This window comes from Streptomyces sp. NPDC049915, from assembly GCF_040656475.1.
Taxonomy (GTDB): domain Bacteria; phylum Actinomycetota; class Actinomycetes; order Streptomycetales; family Streptomycetaceae; genus Streptomyces.
In genome coordinates, this window is the sequence record NZ_JBFAMH010000026.1 from 54,295 (window position 1) to 78,779 (window position 24,485).

Below are 24,485 nucleotides of genomic sequence, written 5' to 3' on the forward strand. Positions count from 1 at the left end.
ACAGAAGGAGCCAGGGCCGATGCGCATTTCTGAACTGAGCCGGAAGAGCGGGGTGTCCGTGCCCACGATCAAGTACTACATCCGCGAAGAGCTGCTGCCCGCCGGCCGCCACACCTCGGCCACCCAGGCCGAGTACGACGAGCAGCATCTGCGCCGGCTGCGGCTGATCCGGGCTCTGATCGGGGTGCGCGGGCTGTCCGTGGACGCCACGCGGCAGGTGCTGGGGGCCCTGTCCGAGGAGCAGTCCCACCCCCACCTCGTGCTCGGTCTGGCCCTCGGCGCGATCCGGCTCACCGAAGAGTCCCCGGCCGAGTCCGAGCACCCTGCCGCGGTGGACGCGCTGCTCAAGGAGCTGGGCTGGCAGGTGCACGGCGATGCTCCCGCCCGCGGCCTGCTGGCCGAGACACTGGCCAGCCTCCAGCAGTTCGGGATGGCCCTGGACTGGCACGCCCTGCTCCCCTACGCCCGGCTGGCCGAGGAGACGGCCCGGCTCGATCTCGACCACCTGGAGGGCGTGACGGACCCCCTGGAGCTGGCCGAGCGCGCCGTCGTCCTCACCACCCTGCTGGAGCCCGCCCTGATGGCGCTGCGCAGGCTCGCCCAGGAGCACGAGTCCGCGCAGCGCCACAAGGAGTGAGGCTCAGGCGCCCGGGCCGTCGAGCTCCTCCAGCAGCCGGTGGGCCGCCTCCGCGCCGGAGGAGAAGCCGGCCTCGTGCGAGCCGATCTGGTCCCAGCCGAGCTTGCGGGAGTGGAAGTAGGAGCCGCAGAGCTTGACCCGAACGCCCTCGTTGACGTCGTAGATGTCCTTCTGCAGCTCGCGGACCTGGTTGTCGATGATCGGGTGGGTGTAGGGGAAGCGGGCGATCACCGTCTCGGGACGTACCTCGCGCGGGTAGTCGAGGGTGACGAAGTAGTCCTGCTCGGCGGTGAAGCCGTGCAGCTTGTTCATGTAGTACGCGACGTAGGTGTGGGCCCGGCCGTCCACGGAGACCTTGCCGTAGTTCCACGCCTCCCAGCGCTCGCGGTCGGCGGGCATCACCGTGTCGTCGGTGTGCAGCACCACGTCGGAGGAGTTGTAGCGCACGGTGCCCAGGACGGTCCGCTGCCGCTCGGTGGGGTTCTCCAGCATGGCCAGAGCCTCGTCCGCGTGCGCGCCGATCACGGCGTAGTCGAAGCGCTCGCTGCCGCCGGCCGTGGTCACCGTGACGCCGTCCGGTTCCTGGCGGACACCGGTGACCGGCGCGCCGGTGCGGATGTCGGGGCCGATGGCGGCGATCGCCTTGCGGACGTAGGAGATGGAGCCGCCGCCCACCGTGCGCCAGTCCACCCGGCGCCCGCCCAGGCCGCCCTCGTCGTGGCCCATGTAGAAGGCGATCACGGTGGAGGCGGGGATCTCCCAGATCAGCTCTGCGGGGACCGACCACACGGCGGAGCAGAGCAGGATGACGTAGGAGTGCCGGAACTCCTGGCTGTAGCCGCCGCGGTCCAGGTACTCGCCGAGCGGGATGTCGGTGCGGCGGCGCAGGAAGTCGCGGCGGCCCTCGGTGTGGAAGCGACGGGCCTCCCGCCAGATGGTGAGGAACTCCGGGGAGCCGGCGTAGCGGGCCCTCACCTCGTCCTCGCCGAGGTCGAGTTCCTCGGTGCCGTACTCGAGGCCGGAGTCCAGGTCGAAGAAGTTGAAGCCGCCGAGGTGCTCCACCGCGTCCACGCCCAGCTCGTCGAAGAAGCCGTAGAGGTTGGGGTAGGCGGGGCGGTTGAAGACGACGAAGGCGGTGTCGATCCCGAGAACGCGGCCGTTTTCCTCGATCTCGACGGTGTTCGCGTGCCCGCCGAGCCGGTCCTCCCGTTCGAAGAGGGTGATCCGGGCGCGGTCGCGCAGATGGTAGGCGGCGGAGATGCCGGAGACGCCCGCGCCGATGACGGCGACGCTCGGGGTGTGGTCGGGTGCCATGGTGGTCCTCACTGTGAAACGGACGGGTGGTCAGGCGGCGGGCAGATCGGCGGGGTCGGCGAGGTCGGCCAGGTCGATGCGGTGCAGGTCGCCCGGGCGGCCGTGCTCGACGGCGACGGCGAGCACGTATCCGGGTGCGGGGCGCAGCAGGTCGAACGACCAGGCGTCGCCCGCCCCGGACGGACGGCAGGGGTCGTGCACGGTGATCGGCCCGGCGGGCGGGGTGGCGAAGGCGAAGCCGGCCAGGCCCCGGGTGATCCCGGTGCCGAGGGCCTTGAGGTACGCCTCCTTGAGCACCCACAGCTCGCTGAGCCGGTCGGCACGGACGGCCGGCGGCAGGCCCGCCAGTTCGGCGCGTTCGGCGTCGGCCAGGTGCGGGACGAGGTGGGTGACCGCGTCCGATGAGGCGGGGGCGCACTCGACGTCCACCCCGCAGTCGCGGCCGCGGGTGACCACGCAGGCGATCAGGCCCTCGGTGTGCGAGAGGTTGAACCGCAGCCCCTCGCAAGGGGGTTCGGGCTCGGGCCGGCCCCAGGGGCCGGTCCGGAAGCGCCAGGCGTCCACCGGCCGCCCGCTGCGCGCGCTGAGCGCGTAGCGGGCCAGCATCCGGGCCCCCAGGAAGCGCCGGCGCGCGCCCTGGCCGCGCAGGCGTTCCAGGCGGGCGCGCTCCTCCTCGGTGAGCAGCCGCGGGCCGCCTAGCGCGCCGGCGAAGCCGTCCACCGCCCGCTCGGGCAGCAGCCAGAGGGCGGCCGGTTCCACGTTCGTCACCGGTGCCCTCCAGTCGCGGGAGTGTCCGGGAAGCCGCTGGTGTGCTCGGCCTCGCGGAAGTCCGGTTTACGGTCCGGCGCCCGGCCGATCGGTTCGGTGATCGCCGAGTCGTCGGGGGCCGGGACGGACGCCCCGGGGACGCGGTGCGTGCTCACGCCGGTGTCCTCCTCGGTGGTCAGTAGCGGACCGCGTCCGGGTCCACGGCACGTGCGGCGAGCGGGAACTGCCAGTGCGAGAAGAGCCGTTCCTCGCGGTGGAAGTGGCGCAGCACCCGCATCACCTCGTCCACCACGGCCCGGTCGGTGACGGCCTCGTGGGGGTGCAGATGCCGGCGCAGGCGCTCCAGCTGGAGCAGCAGCACGGCGGCGTTGGGCAGCGGCTCGTCCAGGGCCTCGTGCGAGTGGACGAAGGTGAGCACGCACGCGGCGGCGGCGTGCACCAGGCAGTACTCCTTGGCCAGGTCGAACAGTTCGGCGGACTGGCCGTAGCTGCGGCCCAGTTCGGCGCGCAGCCGCTCGCAGCGCTCGGCGAGCGAGGTGGTGTGCCCGAGCAGCTCCTCGGCGGTGTCGGCGGCGCGGACCAGCCAGTCGCGCTGGTCGTCCTCCTTGGCCTCCTGGGCGAGGGCGCGCAGCCGCGCGACACCGTCCGGCGCGGCCAGCACGGTGTCGTCCCGGCCGCGGCTGAACAGCTCCTGCAGCCAGGGCCGGTAGGGCGGCATGGACTCGTCGATGCCGTACAGCACGGCGGCGTTGCCGACCGCTTCGGCACGCAGCTGTTCGTCGGCGTTCAGCGCGGTGGTGAGCAGGGGCTGCAGCTGGTGGCCGAGGTTGCGCAGGTTGACGACGGTGTTGCCGTCGGCGAAGTTGGCCACCAGCAGGTCGCGGAGCATCTTCTGGAAGACGCCGTAGTGCGGGTGGGCGCGCAGGAAGAAGCGGGCGCCGAGCACCACGGCCAGCTGGGACATGGTCCGCTCCAGCAGGGTGGGCACGAAGTACTTCACCACCGAGGAGGAGACACTGACCTGCTGCGGTGTCACCTGCAGCCCGCGCACCGCGCCCAGACTGACCGCGTCGGCCACCAGCAGGTCGGCGAAGACCTCGGTGAGCTGGCGGCGGCTGTAGGGGATGTCGCTGACGGCCTGGCCGAGGATGACGCGGCCCTCGGTGAAGTCCAGGGTGAGCCGCAGGCCGGTGTCCACCGCGGAGAGCGCGATGCTGCTGATCTGAGCCCGGGCGGTCTGGGTGGCCTTCAGCGCGGTCTCCAGGCCCTGCCCCTCGGCGCCGAGGCGGGCTTCCTCGGGCACGAAGACCCCCTCCACCCGCAGGCCGCTGATGTCCATGGCGCGCAGGCCGTGCAGCCGCTCGCCCGGCAGCTCCTGGACGCTGCCGACCGGGGCGGTCCGCTTGTCCAGCACGAAGACGGAGAAGCCGCCGGTGCCGCCGCGCTCGCCGGTGCGGGCGAAGACCACCATGCCGTCCGACCAGGTGGCGTTCCCGATCAGCCACTTCTCGCCGGTGAGCAGGTAGCCGCCGTCGACCTTGGTCGCGGTCATGGCGTTGGCCAGCAGGTCGCTGCCGTGGGCACGTTCGGACAGGCCCCAGGAGAGCCGGTGGCCGCACTTGACGGCCTCGACGATCCGCCGCTTCTGCTCGTCGGTGCCGGCGATCCACACCGGCATGAAGGCCAGGTTGGTGATGATCAGCGCGGTGGCGGTGGCCGGGTCGCGCCGGGCGATGAGCCGGACCAGGTTGAACTCCGCCTCCACATCGCCCGCGCGCCCGCCCTGCTCGCCGGGCAGGGCGTACTCCGGCACGCCCCAGCCGCGCAGCATCTGGACGAACTCGTAGGGGTAGGACTCCCGCTCGTCGAGCTCCATGATCCGGGCGTACGGCATCCGTCCGGCCGGGTCGTGCGGGCAGCCGAGGAACTCCTCCAGCCGGGCGGCCAGTCGGGTCAGGTCGGACTTGGGCATCAGCGGCCTCCTGTGGCTTCGCCGCGGCGGACGGGGAAGGCGGGCTGGTCGTCGGGGAGCCCGTAATCCGGCAGGCCCCAGCAGCGCAGCATCTGCAGGCACGTGTCCAAAGACGGCTTCCGCTCGAGCGTCTCCGTGACCGGGGCGTACGGCGTCCGGCCGGCCAAGCCGTAGGCGTAGCCGAGGAACGCCTCCAGCCGGGCGGCCGGTGCGCTTGGTTCAGGCGTGAGCATCAGCGGCCTCCTGAGGCGTCGCGGCGAGGCGGACGGGGGTGGCGGTGAAGAGCGTGTCCCGCTCGCGCAGGGCGGCGAGGACGTCGAGGGCGGGCAGCAGGTGCGGGCCGTACCGCCGGGGGTCGGTGCCCTCGGCGCGGGCCAGCAGGTAGGCGAGGGCGGCGCGCAGCCAGCCGGTGGCGCCGGGTTCGCCGCCGTACAGCCGGCGGTCGCGGTTGGCCCACCACAGGTGCACGCAGGCGGCGGCGCCGTGCAGCCAGGCGTAGCGCTCGGCGAGGTCGGCGAGGGCGTTGGGCTGCGCGCCGGGGCGCCGCGCGGCCTCGGCCAGGGGCAGCAGGCCGGTGACGGCCTCGGCGAGGCGGGCGACGAGCTCGGAGGTGTCGTCGTCCAGGGCCGCACGGACGGACGCGGCCACGGTGGGCAGCCCGCCCAGGACGGGGTCCACACCACGCGCGATGAGGTCGAGGCGGGCGGGCTCGTAGGGCGGCAGCTCCGCGTCCAGGGTGCAGATGCGGAGCAGGCTCTCGGGCGTGGGCGTCTCGGTGGTGGCGAGCAGGGTGGGCAGCTGGCCGCAGTAGGAACGCAGATTGGCGTACGGGCTGGCGTCGATCACGCGGACGACGGCCGAGTCGCGCTGCAGCTTCTGGAACACCCCGTCCCCGGGGGCCCTCTCGCGCAGCACGGAGCGGGTGGCCAGCACGGTGCCGCAGTGGCGCAGCAGATCCTCGGCGGCCTCGGCGACCAGGTGTTTGGCGGCCGGGCCCCAGACGCTGAACGCCTCCGGCACCACGTGGACGCCGCGGGCGGCGCACAACGCCACCGCGTCCGCGGCGAGCAGTGCGGCGGACGCGGCCGCCAACTCCCTTGCCGCGTAAGGCGTCGCGGACAGCGTGGTGCGGCCGAAGCGGTGCTCGGCGGCGAAGCCGAGGGTGAGCCGCAGGGCCGTGTCCGCGATGCCGAGCGAACCCGCCATGCTCATCAGCCGCACCGCCTGCTGCGCCCGGATGGCGACCTCCAGACCCTCGCCCTCCTTGCCGACCTGCGCGTCCCAGGGCACCGGAAGGGCGTCGAAGCGCAGTGTGGCCAGGTCGATGCCGCGCATGCCGGTGATCAGGGGTGCCGGCAGCCGGATCAGGTCGTCGTCGTCCAGGGAGCCATCGGTCAGGTCCAGCAGGAAGGAGGTGAAGGCGCCCGGCCCGCGGGGGCCGGTGCGGGCGACGACGTAGACGGCCTGGGCGCGCAGGCCGTTGCCGACCAGCCACTTCTCGCCGTGCAGCAGTCCGTTCGCGTCGAGCCGCACCTGTCCGGCGATCAGGTCACTGCCGTGTTCGGCTTCGGTGAGCGCGAAGGCGACGGCGCCGCCCTCGCGCAGGATGCGCGCCACCCGCTCCTGCTGCTCCGTGGTGCCGTGCAGTTGGAGGCAGGTGGCGGCGATGATGCTGAACATGGTGCCGGGCATGATCCTGACGTCCCGGCGGGCCGCCGCGCGGACCAGTGTGAGGCTGCGGTCGAAGGACCGGAAGGCGCCACCCCACTGCTCCGGCAGGTAGTTGAGGTGGAATCCGTTGTCGCGCAGCACGTCGCACAGCCGCTCGGGCGAGGCGTTCGCCTCGTCGTGGGCGACCGCGGCGGCGTAGCCGAACGGGTTGGCGGGGTCGGCCGGGTCGCCGAGCAGTTCCTCCAGCGTCTCCGGGGTCAGGTCGCCGCTCATCGGGCGCCTGCCGTGGGGGTGGCGTCGGTGGGGGTCTCCAGCGGGACGGGGCGGTAGTCGCCGGCGCCGGCCGGGATGTGCACGCCGGCCAGGCGCAGCTGGGCCACCCGGGTGTGGAAGGCGGCGCCGCGCATCAGGTGGTGGGCGACGTCCGCGACCCGGCGGTTGCTGGGGTTCTTGAGGTAGCTCCCGGTGGCCCAGTCGTTGAAGGAGCCCATGGCCGGTCCGCACCAGATCTGGTAGTCCTGCGCCCGGTCCTCCTGCCCCGTCACCGCCCAGCGCGAGGCCATGCCGAGGTACCAGCGGAAGACCAGGGCCATCCGGCGCTTGGGGTTGTCCGCGGCGCGGGCGAGCTGCTCGGGGTCGCGGCGTTCGAAGTAGCCGACGCAGTCCTGCCAGACGTCCTCCAGCGGGCGGCGGAAGATCTGCTGCTCAAGCCGGGCGCGTTCGGCCGGGGGCAGCGCCTCCAGGCCGTCGTGGGCCTGGTAGAGCTGGTGGAGGCGGCGGGCGCGCATCGGGAACAGGGTGCCCTTCTTGAGCACCTGGAGGTCGACGCCCATCTCGAACATGTCGGCGGCCGGGGCCATCTCGCAGTCCGCGATGCCGGCCTCGGCGAGCATCGCCTTGGCGGCCGGGGAGGCCCCGGACTCCAGGCAGGACTGGTTGACCGAGCCGGTGACGACGTAGGCCGCGCCCATCGCGAAGGCCCCCGCGACGGCGACCGGGGTGCCGAGACCGCCGGCCGCGCCGACCCGGATCGGCACCGGGTAGCGGTGCTCGCGCTGCACGTGGTCGCGCAGCCGCAGGATGGCCGGGAGCAGCGCGGGCAGCGGCCGGCGGTCGGTGTGACCGCCCGAGTCGGCCTCGACCGTGATGTCGTCGGCCAGGGGGACGTGGTGGGCGAGGGACGCCTGCTCGGCGGTGATCAGTCCCTGTTCCAGCAGGGCGCTGACGGTGGCGGAGGGGGCGGGCCGCATGAAGCGTTCCGCGGTCTCCGCACGGGAGATCTTGGCGATCAGCCGGTTGCCCGCGACGATCCGCCCGGCCTCGTCCCGGCGCAGTCCGGCGAGGCGATAGCGCACGACGTGCGGGGTGAGGCCCATGTAGGCCGACGCCTCGACGCAGCGCACGCCGTGACGCAGGAACAGTTCCACGGCCTCGCGTTCCAGCCGGTCCTCGCTCGGGCTGTGGATCAGGTTGACGGCGTACGGCAGGCCGGGGATCTCGGCGGCGAACCGCAGCAGCGCCTTCTCGATCGTCTCGGGCAGCAGGCCGGCCGCGCCGAAGGACGCCAGGAATCCCTCCCGGGCCAGGGCGATCACCATGTCGGCGGAGGCGATCCCGCCCGCCATGGCGCCGGCCATGTAGGGCTGGCGCACGCCGTGGGCGGCGGTGAAGGCGGCCGAGCCGAGCCGGTGCGGGGGCAGCGGGGCGGCGGCGGCCAGCAGCTGCGGGCCCTGGCCGGTGGGGGCGGCGGTGCCGCCGGAGACGGCGCCGGGTCCCTGCGGGGTGTTGACGATGAAGCAGGCGTTGTCCAGGTCGGCGAGGACCTGGTAGACGCCGGCCGGGTCGGTGCTGGGAAAACCGTCACCGTACCAGCGCAGCGGTGTCTGGGGGTGCGTGGTGGACATGGGAAGCGCAGCTCCTCGGCTGGTTCAGGCGTGGGCGGGGGCGGAGCGAACCTCGATGGCCGCGTCGGTGAGCTCGTAGATGCGCAGACCCGGCTTCCACAGGTCGGCGTCGGCGATCAGCAGCAGCCGGTCCGCTTCCCGCCGCACCTCCTTGATGTGCACGTCGAAGCGGAGTTCGCCGTCGTTGCGCAGGATCTGGCCGCGGTACTTCCAGCTCATCTCCACCCCAGTGGCCATGGCGAAGCGCGGGTTCTCGATGCCCTCGGCCAGGCCCTGTTCCAGCACGAACAGCCGCATGGCCTGGAGCACGGCCTCCACGCCGAGCGAGCCGGGCATCACCGGGTCGCGGTGGAAGTGGCAGTCGAAGTACCACTCGTCGGGCCGCACCTGGCGGTGGCCGTGCAGGTAGCCGGCGCCGTGCCGGCCGCCGTCGGTGACCAGGTCGACGTGGTCCACCAGGTGGAAGTGGCCGCCGGGCAGGTGCAGGTGGCCGCCGGCGGGGTCGGTGAACGCGGGCGCGTCGGCGGGCAGTTCGATACGGCGCACCCGCTCGGTGTCGGGCCGGTGCTGTTCGATCCAGGGCGCGACATGGCTGCCGTTGTCCAGGCCGACCTGGTTGGTGAGCGCGGCCTCGCTGAAGTAGCCGAAGAGGGACTCGCCCGTGTAGAAGACCTCGCCGTCGGCGGACAGTTCGTAGGAGAAGTTCTGCAGTACGGCGCCGGAGACGGCGCTGGTCATCAGCAGCTTGGAGTGGTGGCGGATGGTCTTGCCGCGCAGGTCGACGTCCTTGACCAGGGTGGCCCGGCCGTCCAGGTTGCGGATGGAGTACTGCTGCTGCGGGTCCTTGAGGGTGGCGCCGAGGTAGTAGCCGAGGAAGATGGCCGCCTGCAGCGAGGTCTCCATGTACACGCAGTTGGGCATGTGCGGGTAGGAGTTCTGCTGGTAGTACCAGGCGTCTTCGGGCGAGTCGTACTCGGTGACCATCTCCGAGCCGGGGCCCAGGTCGCCGCGGGTGCCCTTGAGCGACATCACCCGGTCGACGAACTGGAAGTCGCCGTTGGGGATGTAGGGCGCGCGGCTGGTGCGGTAGATCTCGAACTCCGGGCCCATCGCCATGTCCAGCAGGCCCTTGGCGGCGTGCGCCAGGTGCAGCTCGTTGATCATCGCGGGCTCGCCGCTGCGGTTGCGGCGGCCGAGGAAGGCGGGCACTCCCCCGCTCTCCGGGCGGTACGGGGTGCCGTCCTTCTCGCGCACCTGGAGGCCGAGGTTGCGCATCTTGATGACCGGCTTGTCGCCGAGGTAGACCATGATGTCGGCCATCACGGTCGGCCGCGGCAGCAGCGTGATGTCCATGATCTCGACCTCGTAGCGGATCTCCCGGTGCTCCGGGGTGACCTGGCCGCGCACCTGGACGTCGATCCGCTCGTCGGTGACGGTCTGGAAGCGGGCGTCCGGCAGCGTGAGGTGCATGCCCAGGTAGAGCAGGTACGTCTGCAGCAGCTGCACCGCGCCCTCGGCCACCAGCGAGCCGGCCAGTACCGGGTCGTCGGGGAAGTGGCAGGTGAAGTACCAGGCGTCCGGCTGCAGATGCTTGACGGCGGTGAGCTTGCCGAGGCCGCGCGGGCCGCCGAGGCGGTCCACCGTCACCTCGTCCACCATCCGCAGCATCGCGTCCGGCAGGCGCAGCGCCGGGTTGAGGCCCTCGTCCTGGGCGTGCTCGGGGCCGAAGACCTCACCGTGCCGGCCCTGTGCGAGCAGCTCCAGGTCGGCCGTGGTGAGCAGCGTCTTGTCGGTGCGGGCGAGCGGCTTGAAGTACCCCTGGGTCAGGGCCGCGCGTTCGGCGCGCTCACGGTCGGTGATGACGACGCCGAGCGGGGTGGCCAGCTCCTCCTTGCTGAAGAACCCGGCGCAGGCGTCGCGGAGTTCGAGGATCAGCTCGCCGTCGGCGTAGCAGTTGTAGCTGAAGAAGAAGAGCGTGGTGTCGCCGTTGTGCACGAAGCGGTCGATGGAGATGTCGTAGCGCAGCGTCTGGCCGGCTCGCGGCAGACCCCCGCGGAAGATCAGGGAGCTGTCCAGCAGGCGGTAGACCCGCTCCCCCTTGTTGCGGAAGTCGATGCCGAGGTAGCTGACCAGCAGCAGGTCGCACTGGCCGGCCTCGACGGTGACGGCCGGCGGCGCGCCCTCGTCCACCAGGTACCAGGCGTCCTCGGGGATGTCGTACTCGGTGGTGAGGGTGGCGGGTCCGAACGTGCCGGTCCGCGCGTCCAGCTTCGTCACCCGGGTGACGAAGTGGTACGGCGGTGCGGGCAGGCGTACGCGCTGGGCGTAGGCGTCGATCGGCGCGAACTCCGGTCCGAAGATCTTGGCCACGGATCCGGTGGCGAACTCCAGCAGCGCGTCCTCGTCCCAGATCACCCCCTCCAGCGGAGCGTCCCCGGACGCGGCGGATCCGGCGGGCGGGGTCGCGAGGGGGGTCGCGGCGGCTCCGGCCGGCTCGGCAGGGAGAGGTGACGCGGCCGTGAGGGCCGGGGCGGGCTCGGACGCGGGTAGCGCGGGGGGCCGGGGTGAGGTTGCGCCGTGCAGGGGGGAGACCGGCTCCGGCCGGGCCTGCGCCGGGACCGACTGTCCCGCGAGCAACGCTTCGGCGCGGGTGAGGGTGGCGTTCTGCAGGACGCGCTGGGTCTCCATCACCACCGAGTGGGTGGCGACCATCTGCTGGCGCAGCTCCCGCACCAGGTCCGCCGCGGACGCGGCGGCGCCGTTCGGGCCGGCGGGCGTGCCGGCGCCGTTCGGTTCCGCGGGGGCCAGAGGGCCGGACGGTGTGGCGGGCGGGCCGGAGAGGACGGGGGCCGCGGTGACGGGCTGCGGCGGGCTCGTCGGCGCCCACGGCAGGAAGGCGATCGGGTCGCCGTCGAAGACGATGGCCTCGGGGTCCGCGACGGTCGGGTCGGCGGGCATGAGATCGGGTTCCTCCGGTGCGGTGGACGGGACGGGGGCGGAGGCAGGTGCTGAAGCGGAAACGGCGGCGGGCGCGGGCGACGGTTCGTATGCGGGGAGCGGCGCGGCCACCGACGCGGTGACCGGCCGGGCGATCGGCTGACGGTCCGTCAGCGGCTGGGCCGCCGGCGCGATGGCACGCACCCCGTGGGCCACCTTCTGCGGTACCGGGTCGCCGCCGCCCACCCGGAACCGGGGGGTGCGCCGCGCCGGAACGGCCGCCTGGGCCTCGTCCTGCGGGCCGAGCAGCGCGGTGAGGTCCACCGGCAGGCCGTTCCCGACCAGCCGCGCGACCAGCTGGGCGATCGACTTGGTGGCCGGCACTCCGCGCCGGTCCGCGCAGACCGCGACGTGCGGTTGCTCGCCGAGGGTGTCGCGCACCCAGCGCGAGCAGGTGGCGCCGGGGCCGACCTCGATGAAGTAGCGGTAGCCCCGGTCGTAGGCGGTGCGGATCAGGCGCGGGAAGTCGATGGCGGAGCGCAGGGTGTGCGCGATACGCCGGGCGATACGCTCCCGGTCGAGGCCGGGCAGCTCCTGGTAGTCGTAGGCGGACAGCAGCTCCAGGCCCTGGAGCGAACCGGTCGGGTAGTCGTTCAGCCCGGCCAGGCCCTCGAGTTCGGCGTCGACCACCGGGCAGTGCATCACCACGCTGACCGGCGAGCGTGCCGCCGGGCAGCCCAGCTCCTCGATCAGCGCGCGGCACTGCGCGGGGTCGCCCGCGATCACCAGTTCGCCGGGTGTGTTGACGTGGGTGAGGAACACCCGGTCGTAGTGCGCCAGCGCGGCCTGCGCGGTGTGCTGGTCGGTGAGCAGGACGTGCGAGGCCCAGAGGTCCTTGTCGGGGGTCGGGGCCGGGATGTCCTGCCACAGCTCGCGCACGGTGCGGCGGGCGCCGACCAGGCGGTCCCGGAAGATCGGCGTGTTGCTGATCAGGTCGTCCCGGCGGCCCTCGGCGGCCCAGCCGCCGGTGGCGAAGAGCATGCTGGACTCGCCCAGGCTGTAGCCGAAGCCGCCGTGCGCGGTGACGCCCAGGATCTCCCGCACCAGGTGGGTGTACAGGATGGCGAAGCTGGTGCCGGTGGCCAGCATGAACGGCACGTCGTCGCCCAGCGCGGACTCCAGCTCCATCAGCTCCCGCCGGCCCGGCGTCACATACGTGCGCGGGTACAGGAGGGCGGAGCGCAGCTGCCGGGCGGGCTCCTCGGCCTGCGCCTCGAAGTGCTCCAGCAGGCCGGGGAAGGCGCGGAACAGGTCCTGGCCGAGGCCCGGGTAGGAGTTGAACGCACCGGGGTAGACCAGCGCGACCTTGCCCTCGGGGCCGATCGGGCGGGCGGTGAAGTAGGAGCCGGCCGGGGTGGCCCACTCGCCGCCGGCGGCGTGCGCGCCGGGGATGTCCCTGGCGGCGAGCTCCAGTTGCCGGCGCAGATCGGCCGTGTCCCGGCCGACGAGCACCGCGCGCAGGGGCGCACCGGGGAGTTCACTCGCGGCCGCGCGGGCCAGCGCCAGCGGGTCGGCTCCTGAGTCCAGCAGGTCGCGGTGCCGCTCGACGGAGGCCAGCAGACCGTCCAGTCTCGCGGCGGAGAGCGCCAGCAGGATCGGGCCCTCGGCCCGCTGCCAGTCACCGTCCACCACGCGCCCGCGGGTCCCGTCCGCGGACAGCACCAGATGCGCGCAACCGCCTTGCGCGCCCACCATGCTGACAGCGGCGTACCGCCTCGCCCGGCGCGACGAACGCAACCAGGGGCGTGACCGCTGCGGCACGTACAGCGCGGAGGTGGCGAAGGCGTCCACGTGCTCGGGGGCCGGCCGCTCCCATCCGGGCGTCCCGGGCAGGTAGCCGCCGTGCAGGCAGAGCACGGTGCGGATCAGCCCAGCCATCCCGGAGGCGCAACCGGTGTCCCCGAGCTGCGCCTTGACGCTGCCGAGCGCGACGACGCGCGCGGGGTCGACGGGGCTGCCCGCCGCCGGGCCGTCGTCGGCTGCCGTGGCCGCCGCCTCCGTCTTCTGGCGGTACACGCGTGCCAGGGCGGTGAGTTCGTCGTGGTCCTCGTCGGCGGTGCCCGCCGCGTGGGCCTCGACGTAGCCGACCTCCGCGGCGGAGATCCCGGCGGCGGCCAGGGCCGTCTCCGCGGTGGCGGCCAGCGTGTCGGCGTCCGCCCGCGGTGCCGCGCCGTCGCGGGCCTGGGCCGCGCCGACGCTCAGCGCGTCCAGCCGGGCGTAGACGCGGCGGCCCTCGGCCTCGCCGCTGCGGGTGACGACGACCGCGCCGGCGCCCTCGCCGATCCGGACACCGCGGGCGCCTTCGGCGAAGGTCAGGCCCGCCTCGGAGACCGCGTCGGGATGCAGCAGCAGGTGCTCGGCGGAGCCGGTGAGGTCGACGGCGCCGATCAGCACCGCCTCGATCCCCGGGTCGAGCAGCAGCAGCCGGGCGACCTCCAGGGCCTCCGCGGTCCCCGAGCCCTCCGCCGAGACGGTGAAGGACGGGCCGGTCAGGTTCCACAGCGAGGAGATGCGGCTGGCCATCACGTTGCCGATGTAGCTGAGCACTTCGTTGGCCACGATCGGCGGCACGACCGCGTCCCGGCCCACCGACGCGATCGCGGCGAGCTGCTGCTCGCTCAGCTCCACTCCCGCCGCCTGGAACTGCTCCCGCAGGAAGCTCCCCAGCGTGTACCGGGTGAGCCGGGCGTGGGTGTACGGCTCCAGCTCCATCGCCACCACCACCGCGATCCGCCGCGGCTCGGGTGCGCTCGCGCCCGGCGGGACGGCCCGGCTGTACCCGGCGTCGCGCAGTGCCTCGTCGGCGACCTGGGTGGCCAGCGCGTGCTGCAGGTTGTAGGTGCGCAGGTCGGCGGGCGGGATCTTGTGGTCGACGGGGTCGATGTCCACCCCGTCGACGTAGGCGCCGTGCGGTACGGACTCCCCGGTCAGCCCGGCCTGTTCGAGCGTTCCGCCGCGGGTCTGCTCCAGGCCGCGCCAGCGCCGCTCGGGCAGCGGGCCGAACGCGTCCGCGCCCTCGTGGACGGCCCGTTCCAGGGCGTCCACGCCGTCGAGCGGGCCGAAGTGCGCGCCCAGGCCGACGATGTCCAGCGCGGGCGGCTCGGCCGGGGCCTCCTCGACGGGTTCCCAGGTCTCCGCGGCCTCGGGCGCGGAGAGCACGACGTGCGCGTTGGTGCCGCCGAAGCCGAACGCGGAGACGGCCGCGCGCAGCGGGCCCACCCCTTCGGGCCACGGCCGGCCCTCGCGGACCAGCACCTGCTCCCCCACTCGTCCGTCGCTCGAGCGCACCGGCTGCTCGACGCCGATCGTGGGCGGGATGTGGCCCTCGTCCATGGCCAGGATGACCTTGAGCATGCTGCTCAGACCGGCGACGGTGAGCAGGTGCCCGATGTTGCCCTTGACCGAGCCGATCAGCGGGACCTTGCCGTGGCGGCCGAAGAACGCGGCCACGGACTCGGCCTCGGTGGCGTCACCGAGGGGCGTGCCGGTGGCGTGGCACTCCAGGTAGTCGATGGTGGACGGGTCCACGCCGGCCTCGGCATAGGCGAGTTCGTAGGAGGCGAGCTGGCCGCCGCCCTGCGGGACGAGGAGGTGGCGTCCGCTGCCGTCGTTGCTCAGGCCGATGCCGTCGATGACGGCGTGGATGCGGTCGCCGTCCCGCAGCGCGTCGGCGAGCCTCTTCACGGCGACCATCCCGGCGCCCTGGCCGGTCAGGATGCCCTCGGAGCGGTTGTCGAAGGGCTGGCTGAAGCCGCTCTCCGGATAGGCGTGCAGGTCGCTGAAGGAGAGGTGGATGAGGGTGGGGTCGGGGGCGCAGACGCCGCCGGCCAGCACCAGGTCCACCTGACCGGTGGCGAGATGGGCGCAGGCCAGCTTGAGCGCGTAGAGCGCGGAGGAGCAGGCCGCGTCCAGGGCGTAGCGCGGGCCGCCCAGTCCGAGCGCGGCGGCGGTGACGGCCGCCGGGGAGCCGCTGACCCGCAGGTGCTCGCCGCGCAGCAGTTCGGTGTCGACCAGCGGGGCGCCTTCCGGGAGCCCGGCCGGCACGGGCAGCCCGGCTCGGCGCAGGCCCTCCAGCACCGCTTCCCGGGCCAGGGGGATGCTGATCCGGCCCGAGGTCGGGGTGGGGAAGGAGTAGTTGCCGAGGATGAGGGCGGTGCGGTCGAGGGTCTCGGGCCGGGCCTCGTAACCGCTGTCCCGCAGCGCCTCACGGGCGGTGTGCATCGACCAGTGGAAGATCCGGTCGAGGCGGGTGAGCTGCTCGGGGTCGAGGCGGTAGCCGGTGGGGTCGAATGCGAAGTCGGTGATGAAGCCGCCGCGGTGGCAGTAGATGCGGTGCTGCGGGTCCAGGTCGGCGTCCAGGGGCGCTGCGCCGAAGATCTCGTCTCCGCCCTCCCGGCGGGCGTCCGCCCCGTTGCGCAGGTTCTGCCAGAACTCGGCGGGGGTGCGGGCGCCCGGGAAGAGACAGGACAGGCCGACGATGGCGTACTTGCTCATCAGAGCGAGGTCCCTCCGTAGGTCGGTCGGCCCGGCCGGCGGGCGCGAAAGGCGCCGGCCGGGCCGACCGGTCAGGTCGTCAATCGGATACGGACGGGCCGGTCAGCCGCTGACGAACTTGGCCGTGAGCTGCGGCGCCGAGATGACGGACACGTCGTGCAGGCGCATCAGCACCCGTCCGTCGGGGGCACAGGCGGTGACGGAGAGCCGGGCCTCGGCGCCCGCGCCGGCGGTGCCGGGCTCCACCAGGACGAGGAAGGGCTCACCGTCGGGCAGCGGGTGGTGCAGCTCGGCGCGGTCGACGGCCAGCGGCAGCCCGGCGCTGCCCCGGAACAGCCGCACCCACACCAGGGCGGCCTGCAGCAGCAGGTCGGCGGTGCCGGGGGCGTAGTGGGCTCCGGCGAAGGCGCCGCCCTCGGTGCGGTGCTCGGCGAGCGCGCACTCCAGGACGAGCCGGGACTCCTCCTCGGCGAGCACCCGCCGGATGCCCCGCAGCGCGGGGCCGTGGAAGAGGGTGCCGTCGGTGTAGAGGTGGTCGGCGGCGCGGCCGCCGCCCAGCGCGGGCAGTCCGGCGACGGGCGCCTGCGGTGCGGTCGGGGCGGCGTCCAGCACGACGGCGTAGTGCGGCCGCACCGCGCCGTCCTGGTCCACCGAGCGGATGGCCACCTGCACGGTGCCGGGCGCCTCCGGCAGCGGGCTGATGACGAGGCGGGCGTTCTCCGGCTGCGCGCCGTCGAAGACGATGCCCTTCTGCACGGAGAACTCGCGCACCTGGCGGACCACGCCGCCCGTGGCGCGCTCCACCGCGCCGATCGCCCAGCCGAGCGCCGCGGCCGCCGGGAGCACCGGGGCCTCGCCGATCACGTGGTCGGCCACGAGCGGATCCCGGTCCAGATCGGCGATCCGCCGCTCGACCGTGATGGTCGCGGCCGGGGCGGACGGGACGCGCTCGGAGAGCGGGGTGGTCGGCCCGAGCACGGTCACCACGTCGTCGGCGCGCCCGGCGGCGAACTGGTCGGCGAACATCGCGGCGCCGGTCTCCTGCGGGATGAGGGTGATGCCGCGCTCCCGGAAGACGGCCTTGATCTCCGGGGAGACCATGCCGCTGTCCCAGGCGCCCCAGTTGAGCGAGGTGACCCGGGTGCCGGGGTGACGCTGCTTCCAGGAGGAGGCCCAGGCGTTGAGCGCTTCGTTGGCCATGGCGTAGTCGGACTGGCCGCGGTTGCCGAAGAAGCCGGCGACCGAGGAGAACAGGACCACGTGCCGCAGCGCGTCGGCGTCCAGCGCGGCCGTCACGGCGCGCAGCCCCGCCAGCTTGGGGGCGAAGACCCGCTCGATCTCGGAGGCCTTCTTCTGGGCGATCAGCTGGTCGGCGAGGACTCCCGCGCCGTGGACCAGGCCGGTGATCCGGCTCCGGTAGGGGGCGAGGGCGGCCGCCGTGGCCTCCGGGTCGGTGATGTCCACCGCCAGGTACTCGGCCTGGCTGCCCGCGGCGCGCAGCGCGTCCAGGGTCGCCCGGACCTCGCGGCCGCCGACGACGGCACGGTAGGCCTGCTCGACCCGCTTCGGGGTGGGCTTCTCGCCGGCAGCCTTCAGGTCGGCCACCGCTGCGGCCTTGAGCGCGGCGGCGTCCTGCACTCCGCGCGCCCACGCCGGCTCCTCCTCCAGCGGGGTCCGGCCCAGCAGCAGCAGGCCCGGCTGGTGACGGCGCGCCAGCTCCACGACGCAGGTCGCGGTGATGCCGCGCCCGCCGCCGGTGACGACCAGCAGGTCCTCGGAGCTCAACGGCTCCGGCTGCGCGTCCGCCGGGTGCAGCGGCTGCTCGCCGAGGGTGAGGGTGACGCGGCGGGTGCCGTCGTGGCCGACCTGGACGGGCTCGGTGGCGGCGTCGTGCACCTCACCGAGCACCAGCGCGGCGGCGGCGCCGGGCGCCAGGCCGGGGGCCAGGTCGACGGCACGGCAGAAGACGTCCGGGGCCTCCACGGCCAGCGTCTTGGCCAGACCGGCGACACCGCCGATCGGCGCCAGTCGCTCGTCCACACCGCCGAGACCGAACGAACCGTCCAGCCGGGTGACGGTGGCGTAGGCGGCACGGCCGAAGGCCGCGGCGGTGCTCAGCGGCTCCGCCAGGTGCTTGGCCACCAGCAGGGTGTGGGCCAGGCGCCGCACTCCCTCCGCCCAGTCCGCCGGGGGCTTGGTGCACAGGTCGAGCACCAGGCTGATCCGCTCGCCCAGCGCCTCCTCGATGCGCGAGGCCAGCTCGGTGACACCCCAGCCGGTCAGCGCGTGATCCACGGTGTCGTCCACCCGCTGCGGTACGCCGGGCAGCCGCAGCACGTGCACCTTCCAGCCCTGCGCCTGGAGCCTGGCGGCGATCTCCGGGGCCAGGTCACCACCGTCGTCCACCAGCAGTGCGCCGGAGGACGCGGGGTAGGCGTTGACCAGCTGGTCGGGCACCGGCAGCTCGGCCAGGGCGGCCTGCGCCCGGCCGATCCGCCCGCGCTCCGGGCCGGCTTCCGCTTCGGGCTCCGGCGCCGACGGGGCAACGGACGGGCCGGCCTGCGCGGCGCGCGCGTCCTGGCCGGATATGAAGCTCACGATGTCCTGGAGGGTGCGCAGTTCGCCCAGCTGCTCGGGGCTCGCCGCAGCCGCACCGGAGGCGAACCGCTCATGCAGCACCCCCATGATCTCCACACGCTTGATGGAGTCGATGCCGAGATCAGCCTCGACATCCATCCCCAACTCCAGCATCTCCGCCGGATAACCCGTCTTCTGCGCCACCACCTCCAACAACACCGACGTCACCGACGCCACATCAGGGCCCGCAGGAGCGGGAGCAGTGGGGGCGTCTCCAGCACCGGCGATGAAGCTCACGATGTCCTGCAGCGTGCGCAGTTCGCCCAGCTGCTCCGGGCTCGCCGCAGCCGCACCGGAGGCGAACCGCTCATGCAGCACCCCCATGATCTCCACACGCTTGATGGAGTCGATGCCGAGATCAGCCTCGACATCCATCCCCAACTCCAGCATCTCCGCCGGATAACCCGTCTTCTGCGCCACCACCTCCAACAACACCGACGTCACCGACGCCACATCAGGGCCCGCAGCAGGAGCGGAAGCAGCAGCGGGGGCGTCTCCAGCACCGGCGATGAAGCCCACGATGTCCTGGAGGGTGCGCAGCTCACCCAACTGCTCCGGGCTCGCCGCAGCCGCACCGGAGGCGAACCGCTCATGCAGCACGCCCATGATCTCCACACGCTTGATGGAGTCGATGCCGAGGTCAGCCTCGACATCCATCCCCAACTCCAGCATCTCCGCCGGATAACCCGTCTTCTGCGCCACCACCTCCAACAACACCGACGTCACCGACGCCACATCAGGCCCCACAGCAGAAGCGGGAGCCGGAGCGACGGCCGGAGCGGCGGCAGCACCCGCCATGAAGGTCACGATGTCCTGCAGCGTGCGCAGCTCGCCCAGCTGCTCCGGGCTCGCCGCAACCACACCGGAGGCGAACCGCTCATGCAGCACGCCCATGATCTCCACACGCTTGATGGAATCAATGCCGAGATCAGCCTCGACATCCATCCCCAACTCCAGCATCTCCGCCGGATAACCTGTCTTCTGCGCCACCACCTCCAACAACACCGACGTCACCGACGCCACATCAGGCCCCACAGCAGAAGCGGGAGCCGGAGCGGCGGCCGGAGCGGCGGCAGCCGGAGCGGGTGCAGGGACCGCGACCGGAGCGGGTGCCGGAGCCGGGGTCGGGACCGTAACGGCGGCCGGGAGCGCCGCCACCGCGGGTGCGGCCGGGACGGCCAGCGGCTCGCGGGCCGGGGCCGGGACGGCGGCCGGCGCGGAGGCGGCGTACGCCTCCGGCACGGCGACAGAGGCGGCAGCCGTCGCCGTCGGCGCCGGGGCGGTGCCGATCTCGAGGCCGGCCAGCTCGCGCAGGATCTCGTTGGCCCGCAAGTGGGTGCGGCCGATGGCCAGGCTGTGCTCCTTGACGGTGGTGACGCCGGAGAGCACCTCGTTCAGCAGGCCCTGGTCGTAGGCGCGCTCCAGCAGCCCGGCGAGGCGCTGGGCGCTGTCCAGTTGCCCGTTGAGGTACTCGTCGTGCAGCGCCAGATGGTCGGCGACCACGTCGGCCAGGCGGTCCTTGTCCACGTGTGCTGTCTCCTGGGCGGTGAGGGAGGGTACGGAAGCCGGGGCCGGCGCGGGAGTGACCGGCGACGGCGCAAGGGCCACGGCGGTCGCGCGCTCGGCGGTTCCGGCAACCGGCTGCGCGGCCGGCGGCTGCGCGGCGACCGGCAGGGGCCGGGGCACGGCCGGGGCAGCGGGGGCGGGGGCGGGCGTGGGAACGGGTGCGGTCGGCGGCGGCGTCGCGGTCGGCAGCGCGACCCGGTAGCCCGTCTCGACCGCCGCCCGGTACGCGGCCTTGCGTTCCGGCGAGACGTAGTTGATGCCGTTGAGCATGATGGCCATGCCCTTGACCGGCTCCTGCTCCACCGGCGCGGCCACATAGCGGTCCGCGGTCTGCAACGGCATCCCCAGCACCGCGAGTTGGGCCACAGCCTGTTTCAGCGCCACGTCCGCGTCCTTGCCGGGACCGGCGTCCACCGCCAGCGCGGTGTGCGGGCGTTCACCGAGGATGCGGCGCACCAGCTGGGTGAGCACGCCCTTCGGTCCGAACTCCACGAAGGTGCGGAACCCGGCCGCGTACATCTCCTCGACACGGGCGGCGAAGTCCACCGGGTGGATCAGCTGCTCGGTCAGGATGTGGCGGTTGGCGGCCACGTCCGCGCCGTAGGAGGCCCCACGGGTGTTGGCGTACACCGGGCCGCGCGGCTCGGCCACCTGTGCGGCCTCGACGTGGGTGCGGAACGCCTCCACCGCATGGCCGACGTAGGGGGTGTGGAAGGCCGCGGAGACCGGCAGCCGGGACGCCTTGATCCCGGCCTCGCCCGCGGCGGCCACCAGCTGCTGCACGGCTTCGGTGGCCCCGCCGACCACGATCTGGTCCGGCGCGTTGCGGTTGCACACGTGCAGCCCGGGAATGCCGGACAGCAGCTCCGCCACCCGCTCCTCGGGGGCGCTGACGGCGGCCATCGCCCCGGCGTCGAAGCCGGACTCGGCGGGCGGCGCCATCGCGGCGCCCCGGGCCCGGGCGAGGGCGAAGTACGTGTCGTCGTCCAGCGCTCCGGAAGCCCACAGCGCGGTCAGCTCGCCGAAGCTGTGCCCGAGGTAGCCTTCCGGCGCGAAGCCCAGTTCGCTGAGGTAACGGAACTGGCCGGCGGCGAGGGCGCCGATGGCGGGCTGGGCGTACTCGGTGGCGCGCAGCGCGTTCTCCTGTGCCGTGCGCGTGGCCTCGTCGAACGCGGGCGGCGGGAAGGCGATCCGGGAGAGCGGCTCGGCACCCTGGAAGTGCCGGTTGGCGCGGTCGAACGCGGCGCGCAGCGGGGGCAGCGCCAGCACGGCGGTCATGCCCGGGTTGACGTACTGGCTGCCCTGCCCGGCGAAGAGCGCGCCGATCTTGCCGCGCTCCCCGGCCTCGGCGGCGCGGCGGCGGAAGAAGATGCCCTTGGGATGCGACCAGGAGTCGGCGTCCGGTTGGGCCCGCAGCTGGCGCAGCGCCAGCTCGCGCAGTGCAGCCGCGTCCTCGGCGCCGCGGGCGGCGAAGGCGACACGGGCGTGACCCTCGGGGACGGGGCCGGCCTGCGCGGGTGCGTCCTCGGCGAGCGCCGCCGTGAGCGCCGCGGTGTCGGCGGCGTGCCACAGGTGCACCTGGGCGACCGGGAACATCACCTGGAGGTCCTCGCCCTCACCGTGCTCTTCGAGCACCAGGTGGAAGTTGGTGCCGCCGAAGCCGAAGGAGGAGACGGCGGCCCGGCGCTGCGGCCGCCGCGGGTCGCGGATCCAGGGCCGCAGAGCGGTGTTGACGTAGAACGGCCCGTTCGCGAAGTCGACGGCCGAGTTGGGCTGGTCGACGTTGATGGTGGGCGGCAGCACCTTGTGGTGCAGGGCGAGCGACAGCTTGATCATGCCGGCCGCGCCGGCCGCCGCCTTGGTGTGCCCGATCTGCGACTTGACGCTGCCCACGGCCGCGTACTGCCGCTCCTGCGTCGCCGCGGAGACGACGGCGGCGAGCGAACTGAGTTCGGTGGCGTCGCCGACGGCGGTGCCGGTGCCGTGCGCCTCGAAGAGCTCGACGCTGGCCGGTGAGCAGTCCGCGTCGTGGTAGGCACGTTCGAGGGCGAGGACCTGGCCCTCCTTGCGCGGGGCGTAGATGGACTTGAAGCGGCCGTCGCTGGCCGCGCCGATGCCGCGCAGCACGGCGTAGACGCGGTTGCCGTCCCGCTCGGCGTCGCTGAGGCGGCGCAGCGCCAGCATGCCGATGCCCTCGCCGATCAGCGTGCCGTCGGCGTCCTGGTCGAAGGGCCGGATGCGGCCGGACTTGGACAGCGCCGGGGTCTTGCTGAAGCAGAGGTACATGAAGATGGTGTTCTCGGCGTCACAGCCGCCCACCAGCATGGTGTCCGCGCGGCGCTCCAGCAGTTCGCTGACGGCCGCCTTGACGGCGCCCAGCGAGCTGGCGCAGGCGGCGTCGACGGTCATGTTGATCCCGCCGAGGTCCAGCCGGTTGGCGATCCGTCCGGCGACCACGTTGCCGAGCATGCCGGGGAAGGAGTTCTCCTCCCAGGGGGCATAGGCCAGACGGAACTTGGCGGCGATCTCCTCGGCGTCCCGGTCGGTCAGGCCGCAACTGCGGACGACCTCCTTCAGGACGGGGGTCTGCAGGCGGGCGGTCAGCGGCTGGGTGAGCTGGTTGGCGCCGGTGATGCCCAGTACGACGCCGGTGCGCGAGGCGTCGTACCAGGGCTGGTCGGCGCCGGCGTCCTTGAGGAGGTCGCGGGCGACCACCAGGCTGAGCAGCTGGAGGACGTCGGTGACCTCCAGGGTGTTCGGCGGCAGGCCGAACTCCAGGGGGTTGAAGGGCGTGTCCGGGATGAAACCGCCGCGCTTGGCGTAGGTCTTGTCCGGCACCGCCGGATCGGGGTCGTAGAACTCGTCGACGTCCCAGTGGGTGGCGGGCACGTCTTCGATGCAGTCGGCCGCCGCGGCGACGTTGCCCCAGAATTCCCGCAGGTCACGGGATTTGGGGTAGAGGGCGGACAGGCCGACGATCGCGATCGGGTCGCGGGCGAGCCGGCGGTCGAGGTCGGAATCCTGCGAAACGTTCACAGCGAGGCTCTCTCGAGGGTCGGGGCAGGGCAGCATGGCCCGGCCTCGTGGGAAGAGGGTGCGCCTACTGGCGAAGTTCTGCTGGCTCTCAGGCAGCGTCGAGCAGCGACGCGACAACGGCAGCGGCGTCAGCGCGGGTGAGCATGGTGTAGTGGTCTCCCGGACAGGTGTGCACCTGGAGGCCGTGCGGAGCGAGAGGCTCCCAGCCCAGCGTCCGGTCTCCCGGGATGAGGCTGCGCTCGGCCTTGACCAGCACCACGGGCACCGGCGCCGGCAGCGGGCGGTGCGGGTCCGTCAACCGGTTGTTGCGCAGCAGGCCGTCGACATAGGTGTCGTACAGCTTGCGCAGTCCCGGGAGCGGGGTGGAGGGCAGCAGCACCTCGTTGGCGACGGCGGCCTCCAGCACCAGCTTCAGGCCGTCGTCCACACCGAGGCCGGCCAGCCGCTCCGCGCCGATGTCCAGCGGGCGGCCCCGCTTGGCGCCGAGGTACATGCTGAACCAGCCGAGCAGCAGGGACGGTTCCAGGGCGTCGTCGTCCTGCTTGTACGCCTCGACGGGCGCGATGCTGTCCAGCAGCACCAGCCGGGCGGGTCGGCCGTGCCGGGCGGGCAGCGACGCCATGGCGTGCGCCACCACGCCGCCGAAGGACCAGCCCGCGAGCACGTAGTCGCCCTCGAGGTGAGCGACCTGGACGGCCGTCTGCAGCCGGGAGGCCAGCGCGTCGATGGTGGTGGCGGCGCGGCCGCCGGTGAGCGCTGCCTGCCAGTACTCGGGCAGTCCGCCCAGGTCCAGCACGGTCAGCCCCACACCCGCGGGAAGCGCGTCCGCCAGACCGCGGTGGACGGACACGTCGAGTGCTCCGGGGTGGACCAGGTAGACCGTGTGACTGCCCGCGGCCGCCGCGCGGTGGCGGTGGACGACGGGCCGTTCGGCGCTACGCGGTTGCCGCACGGCGGTCGCTCTCCTCCGCTATGTGAGCGGCCAGGTCCTTGATGGTGGGGTGGTACCACAGCGTGGTGGTGCTCAGCTCGAACCCCAGCCAGTTCTCGATCTCGCCGGCGAGGATGAGGGCTTCCGTCGAGTCGAGGTCCATCTCGTCGAAGTACATCTCGGGCGCGACCTCGGCCTGCTCTGTTCCGAGGCGGTGGGCGATCTTCTCGATCAGCCACTCCTGCGCCTGGAGCGCGCTCACTGCGGGCATGGTGGTTCCTTTCCGGGAAATGGGGAGGACCCGACGGGACAGAATGCGGCAGCGCGTAGCACACGCTTTCTGCGACGGACGCAAAGGCGCATGGTTCCGCACGCGGCCGCGAATTGAACGACGGAAGCAACGAGGGTTTACCGACTTGGAAGGAGACGGCGATCTCATCGCCATGAGAAGTCGCCGGAACGACGGATCCCAGTCCTCCTTACTCAGTAGTCAGACTGGATCCGGGTTTCGCTCGCCGGCGGTGGTGGGGCACCTCCGCGACCGGCTCCTCCGAGTCA

Annotated in this window: 12 protein-coding genes; 1 reads left to right on the forward strand and 11 read right to left on the reverse strand. The window is 73.1% G+C overall.

What is annotated here, in order from left to right; genetic code table 11:
- The first annotated feature begins 19 nt into the window (after window positions 1-19).
- On the forward strand, window positions 20-637 hold the full coding sequence (locus AB0J12_RS32080) for a MerR family transcriptional regulator (RefSeq protein WP_363268099.1): 618 nt from the start codon (window positions 20-22) through the stop codon (window positions 635-637).
- A 3-nt stretch (window positions 638-640) separates the two neighbouring features.
- Here the strand turns inward: AB0J12_RS32080 and AB0J12_RS32085 are convergent, their stop codons facing one another.
- The 11 genes from AB0J12_RS32085 to AB0J12_RS32135 all read right to left on the reverse strand — a co-directional run bounded on the left by AB0J12_RS32085 (window position 641) and on the right by AB0J12_RS32135 (window position 24,198).
- Window positions 641-1,951, reverse strand: coding sequence for an FAD-dependent oxidoreductase (locus AB0J12_RS32085; protein ID WP_363268100.1), 1,311 nt, complete (start codon window positions 1,949-1,951; stop codon window positions 641-643).
- Window positions 1,952-1,981: 30 nt separating this feature from the next.
- Complete coding sequence (locus AB0J12_RS32090) at window positions 1,982-2,719, reverse strand: 4'-phosphopantetheinyl transferase superfamily protein (protein ID WP_363268101.1); 738 nt, start codon at window positions 2,717-2,719, stop codon at window positions 1,982-1,984.
- Window positions 2,716-2,874 carry a hypothetical protein gene (locus AB0J12_RS32095; RefSeq protein WP_363268102.1) on the reverse strand — a complete coding sequence of 53 codons (159 nt, stop codon included), beginning with the start codon at window positions 2,872-2,874 and terminating at the stop codon, window positions 2,716-2,718. The genes AB0J12_RS32090 and AB0J12_RS32095 overlap by 4 nt, the downstream gene beginning before the upstream one ends.
- 20 nt (window positions 2,875-2,894) lie before the next feature.
- Window positions 2,895-4,691: an acyl-CoA dehydrogenase family protein gene (locus AB0J12_RS32100; protein ID WP_363268103.1), complete on the reverse strand. Its 1,797-nt coding sequence runs from the start codon at window positions 4,689-4,691 to the stop codon at window positions 2,895-2,897.
- The gene (locus AB0J12_RS32105; protein ID WP_363268104.1) at window positions 4,691-4,924 is read right to left on the reverse strand and encodes a hypothetical protein; all 234 of its coding nucleotides are present in this window, start codon (window positions 4,922-4,924) and stop codon (window positions 4,691-4,693) included. Before AB0J12_RS32105 ends, AB0J12_RS32100 begins: the two co-directional genes overlap by 1 nt.
- Window positions 4,911-6,635 carry an acyl-CoA dehydrogenase family protein gene (locus AB0J12_RS32110; RefSeq protein ID WP_363268105.1) on the reverse strand — a complete coding sequence of 575 codons (1,725 nt, stop codon included), beginning with the start codon at window positions 6,633-6,635 and terminating at the stop codon, window positions 4,911-4,913. Before AB0J12_RS32110 ends, AB0J12_RS32105 begins: the two co-directional genes overlap by 14 nt.
- Window positions 6,632-8,266, reverse strand: a complete 1,635-nt coding sequence (locus AB0J12_RS32115; protein WP_363268106.1) for a PfaD family polyunsaturated fatty acid/polyketide biosynthesis protein — start codon at window positions 8,264-8,266, stop codon at window positions 6,632-6,634. The genes AB0J12_RS32110 and AB0J12_RS32115 overlap by 4 nt, the downstream gene beginning before the upstream one ends.
- A gap of 24 nt (window positions 8,267-8,290) precedes the next feature.
- Window positions 8,291-15,757, reverse strand: a complete 7,467-nt coding sequence (locus AB0J12_RS32120; RefSeq protein WP_363268108.1) for a beta-ketoacyl synthase N-terminal-like domain-containing protein — start codon at window positions 15,755-15,757, stop codon at window positions 8,291-8,293.
- Between the two features lie 102 nt (window positions 15,758-15,859).
- Window positions 15,860-22,996: an SDR family NAD(P)-dependent oxidoreductase gene (locus AB0J12_RS32125; protein ID WP_363268109.1), complete on the reverse strand. Its 7,137-nt coding sequence runs from the start codon at window positions 22,994-22,996 to the stop codon at window positions 15,860-15,862.
- A gap of 88 nt (window positions 22,997-23,084) precedes the next feature.
- The gene (locus tag AB0J12_RS32130; protein ID WP_363268110.1) at window positions 23,085-23,948 is read right to left on the reverse strand and encodes a thioesterase domain-containing protein; all 864 of its coding nucleotides are present in this window, start codon (window positions 23,946-23,948) and stop codon (window positions 23,085-23,087) included.
- The gene (locus AB0J12_RS32135) at window positions 23,932-24,198 is read right to left on the reverse strand and encodes an acyl carrier protein (protein WP_363268111.1); all 267 of its coding nucleotides are present in this window, start codon (window positions 24,196-24,198) and stop codon (window positions 23,932-23,934) included. Before AB0J12_RS32135 ends, AB0J12_RS32130 begins: the two co-directional genes overlap by 17 nt.
- Between the last annotated feature and the right edge of the window lie 287 nt (window positions 24,199-24,485).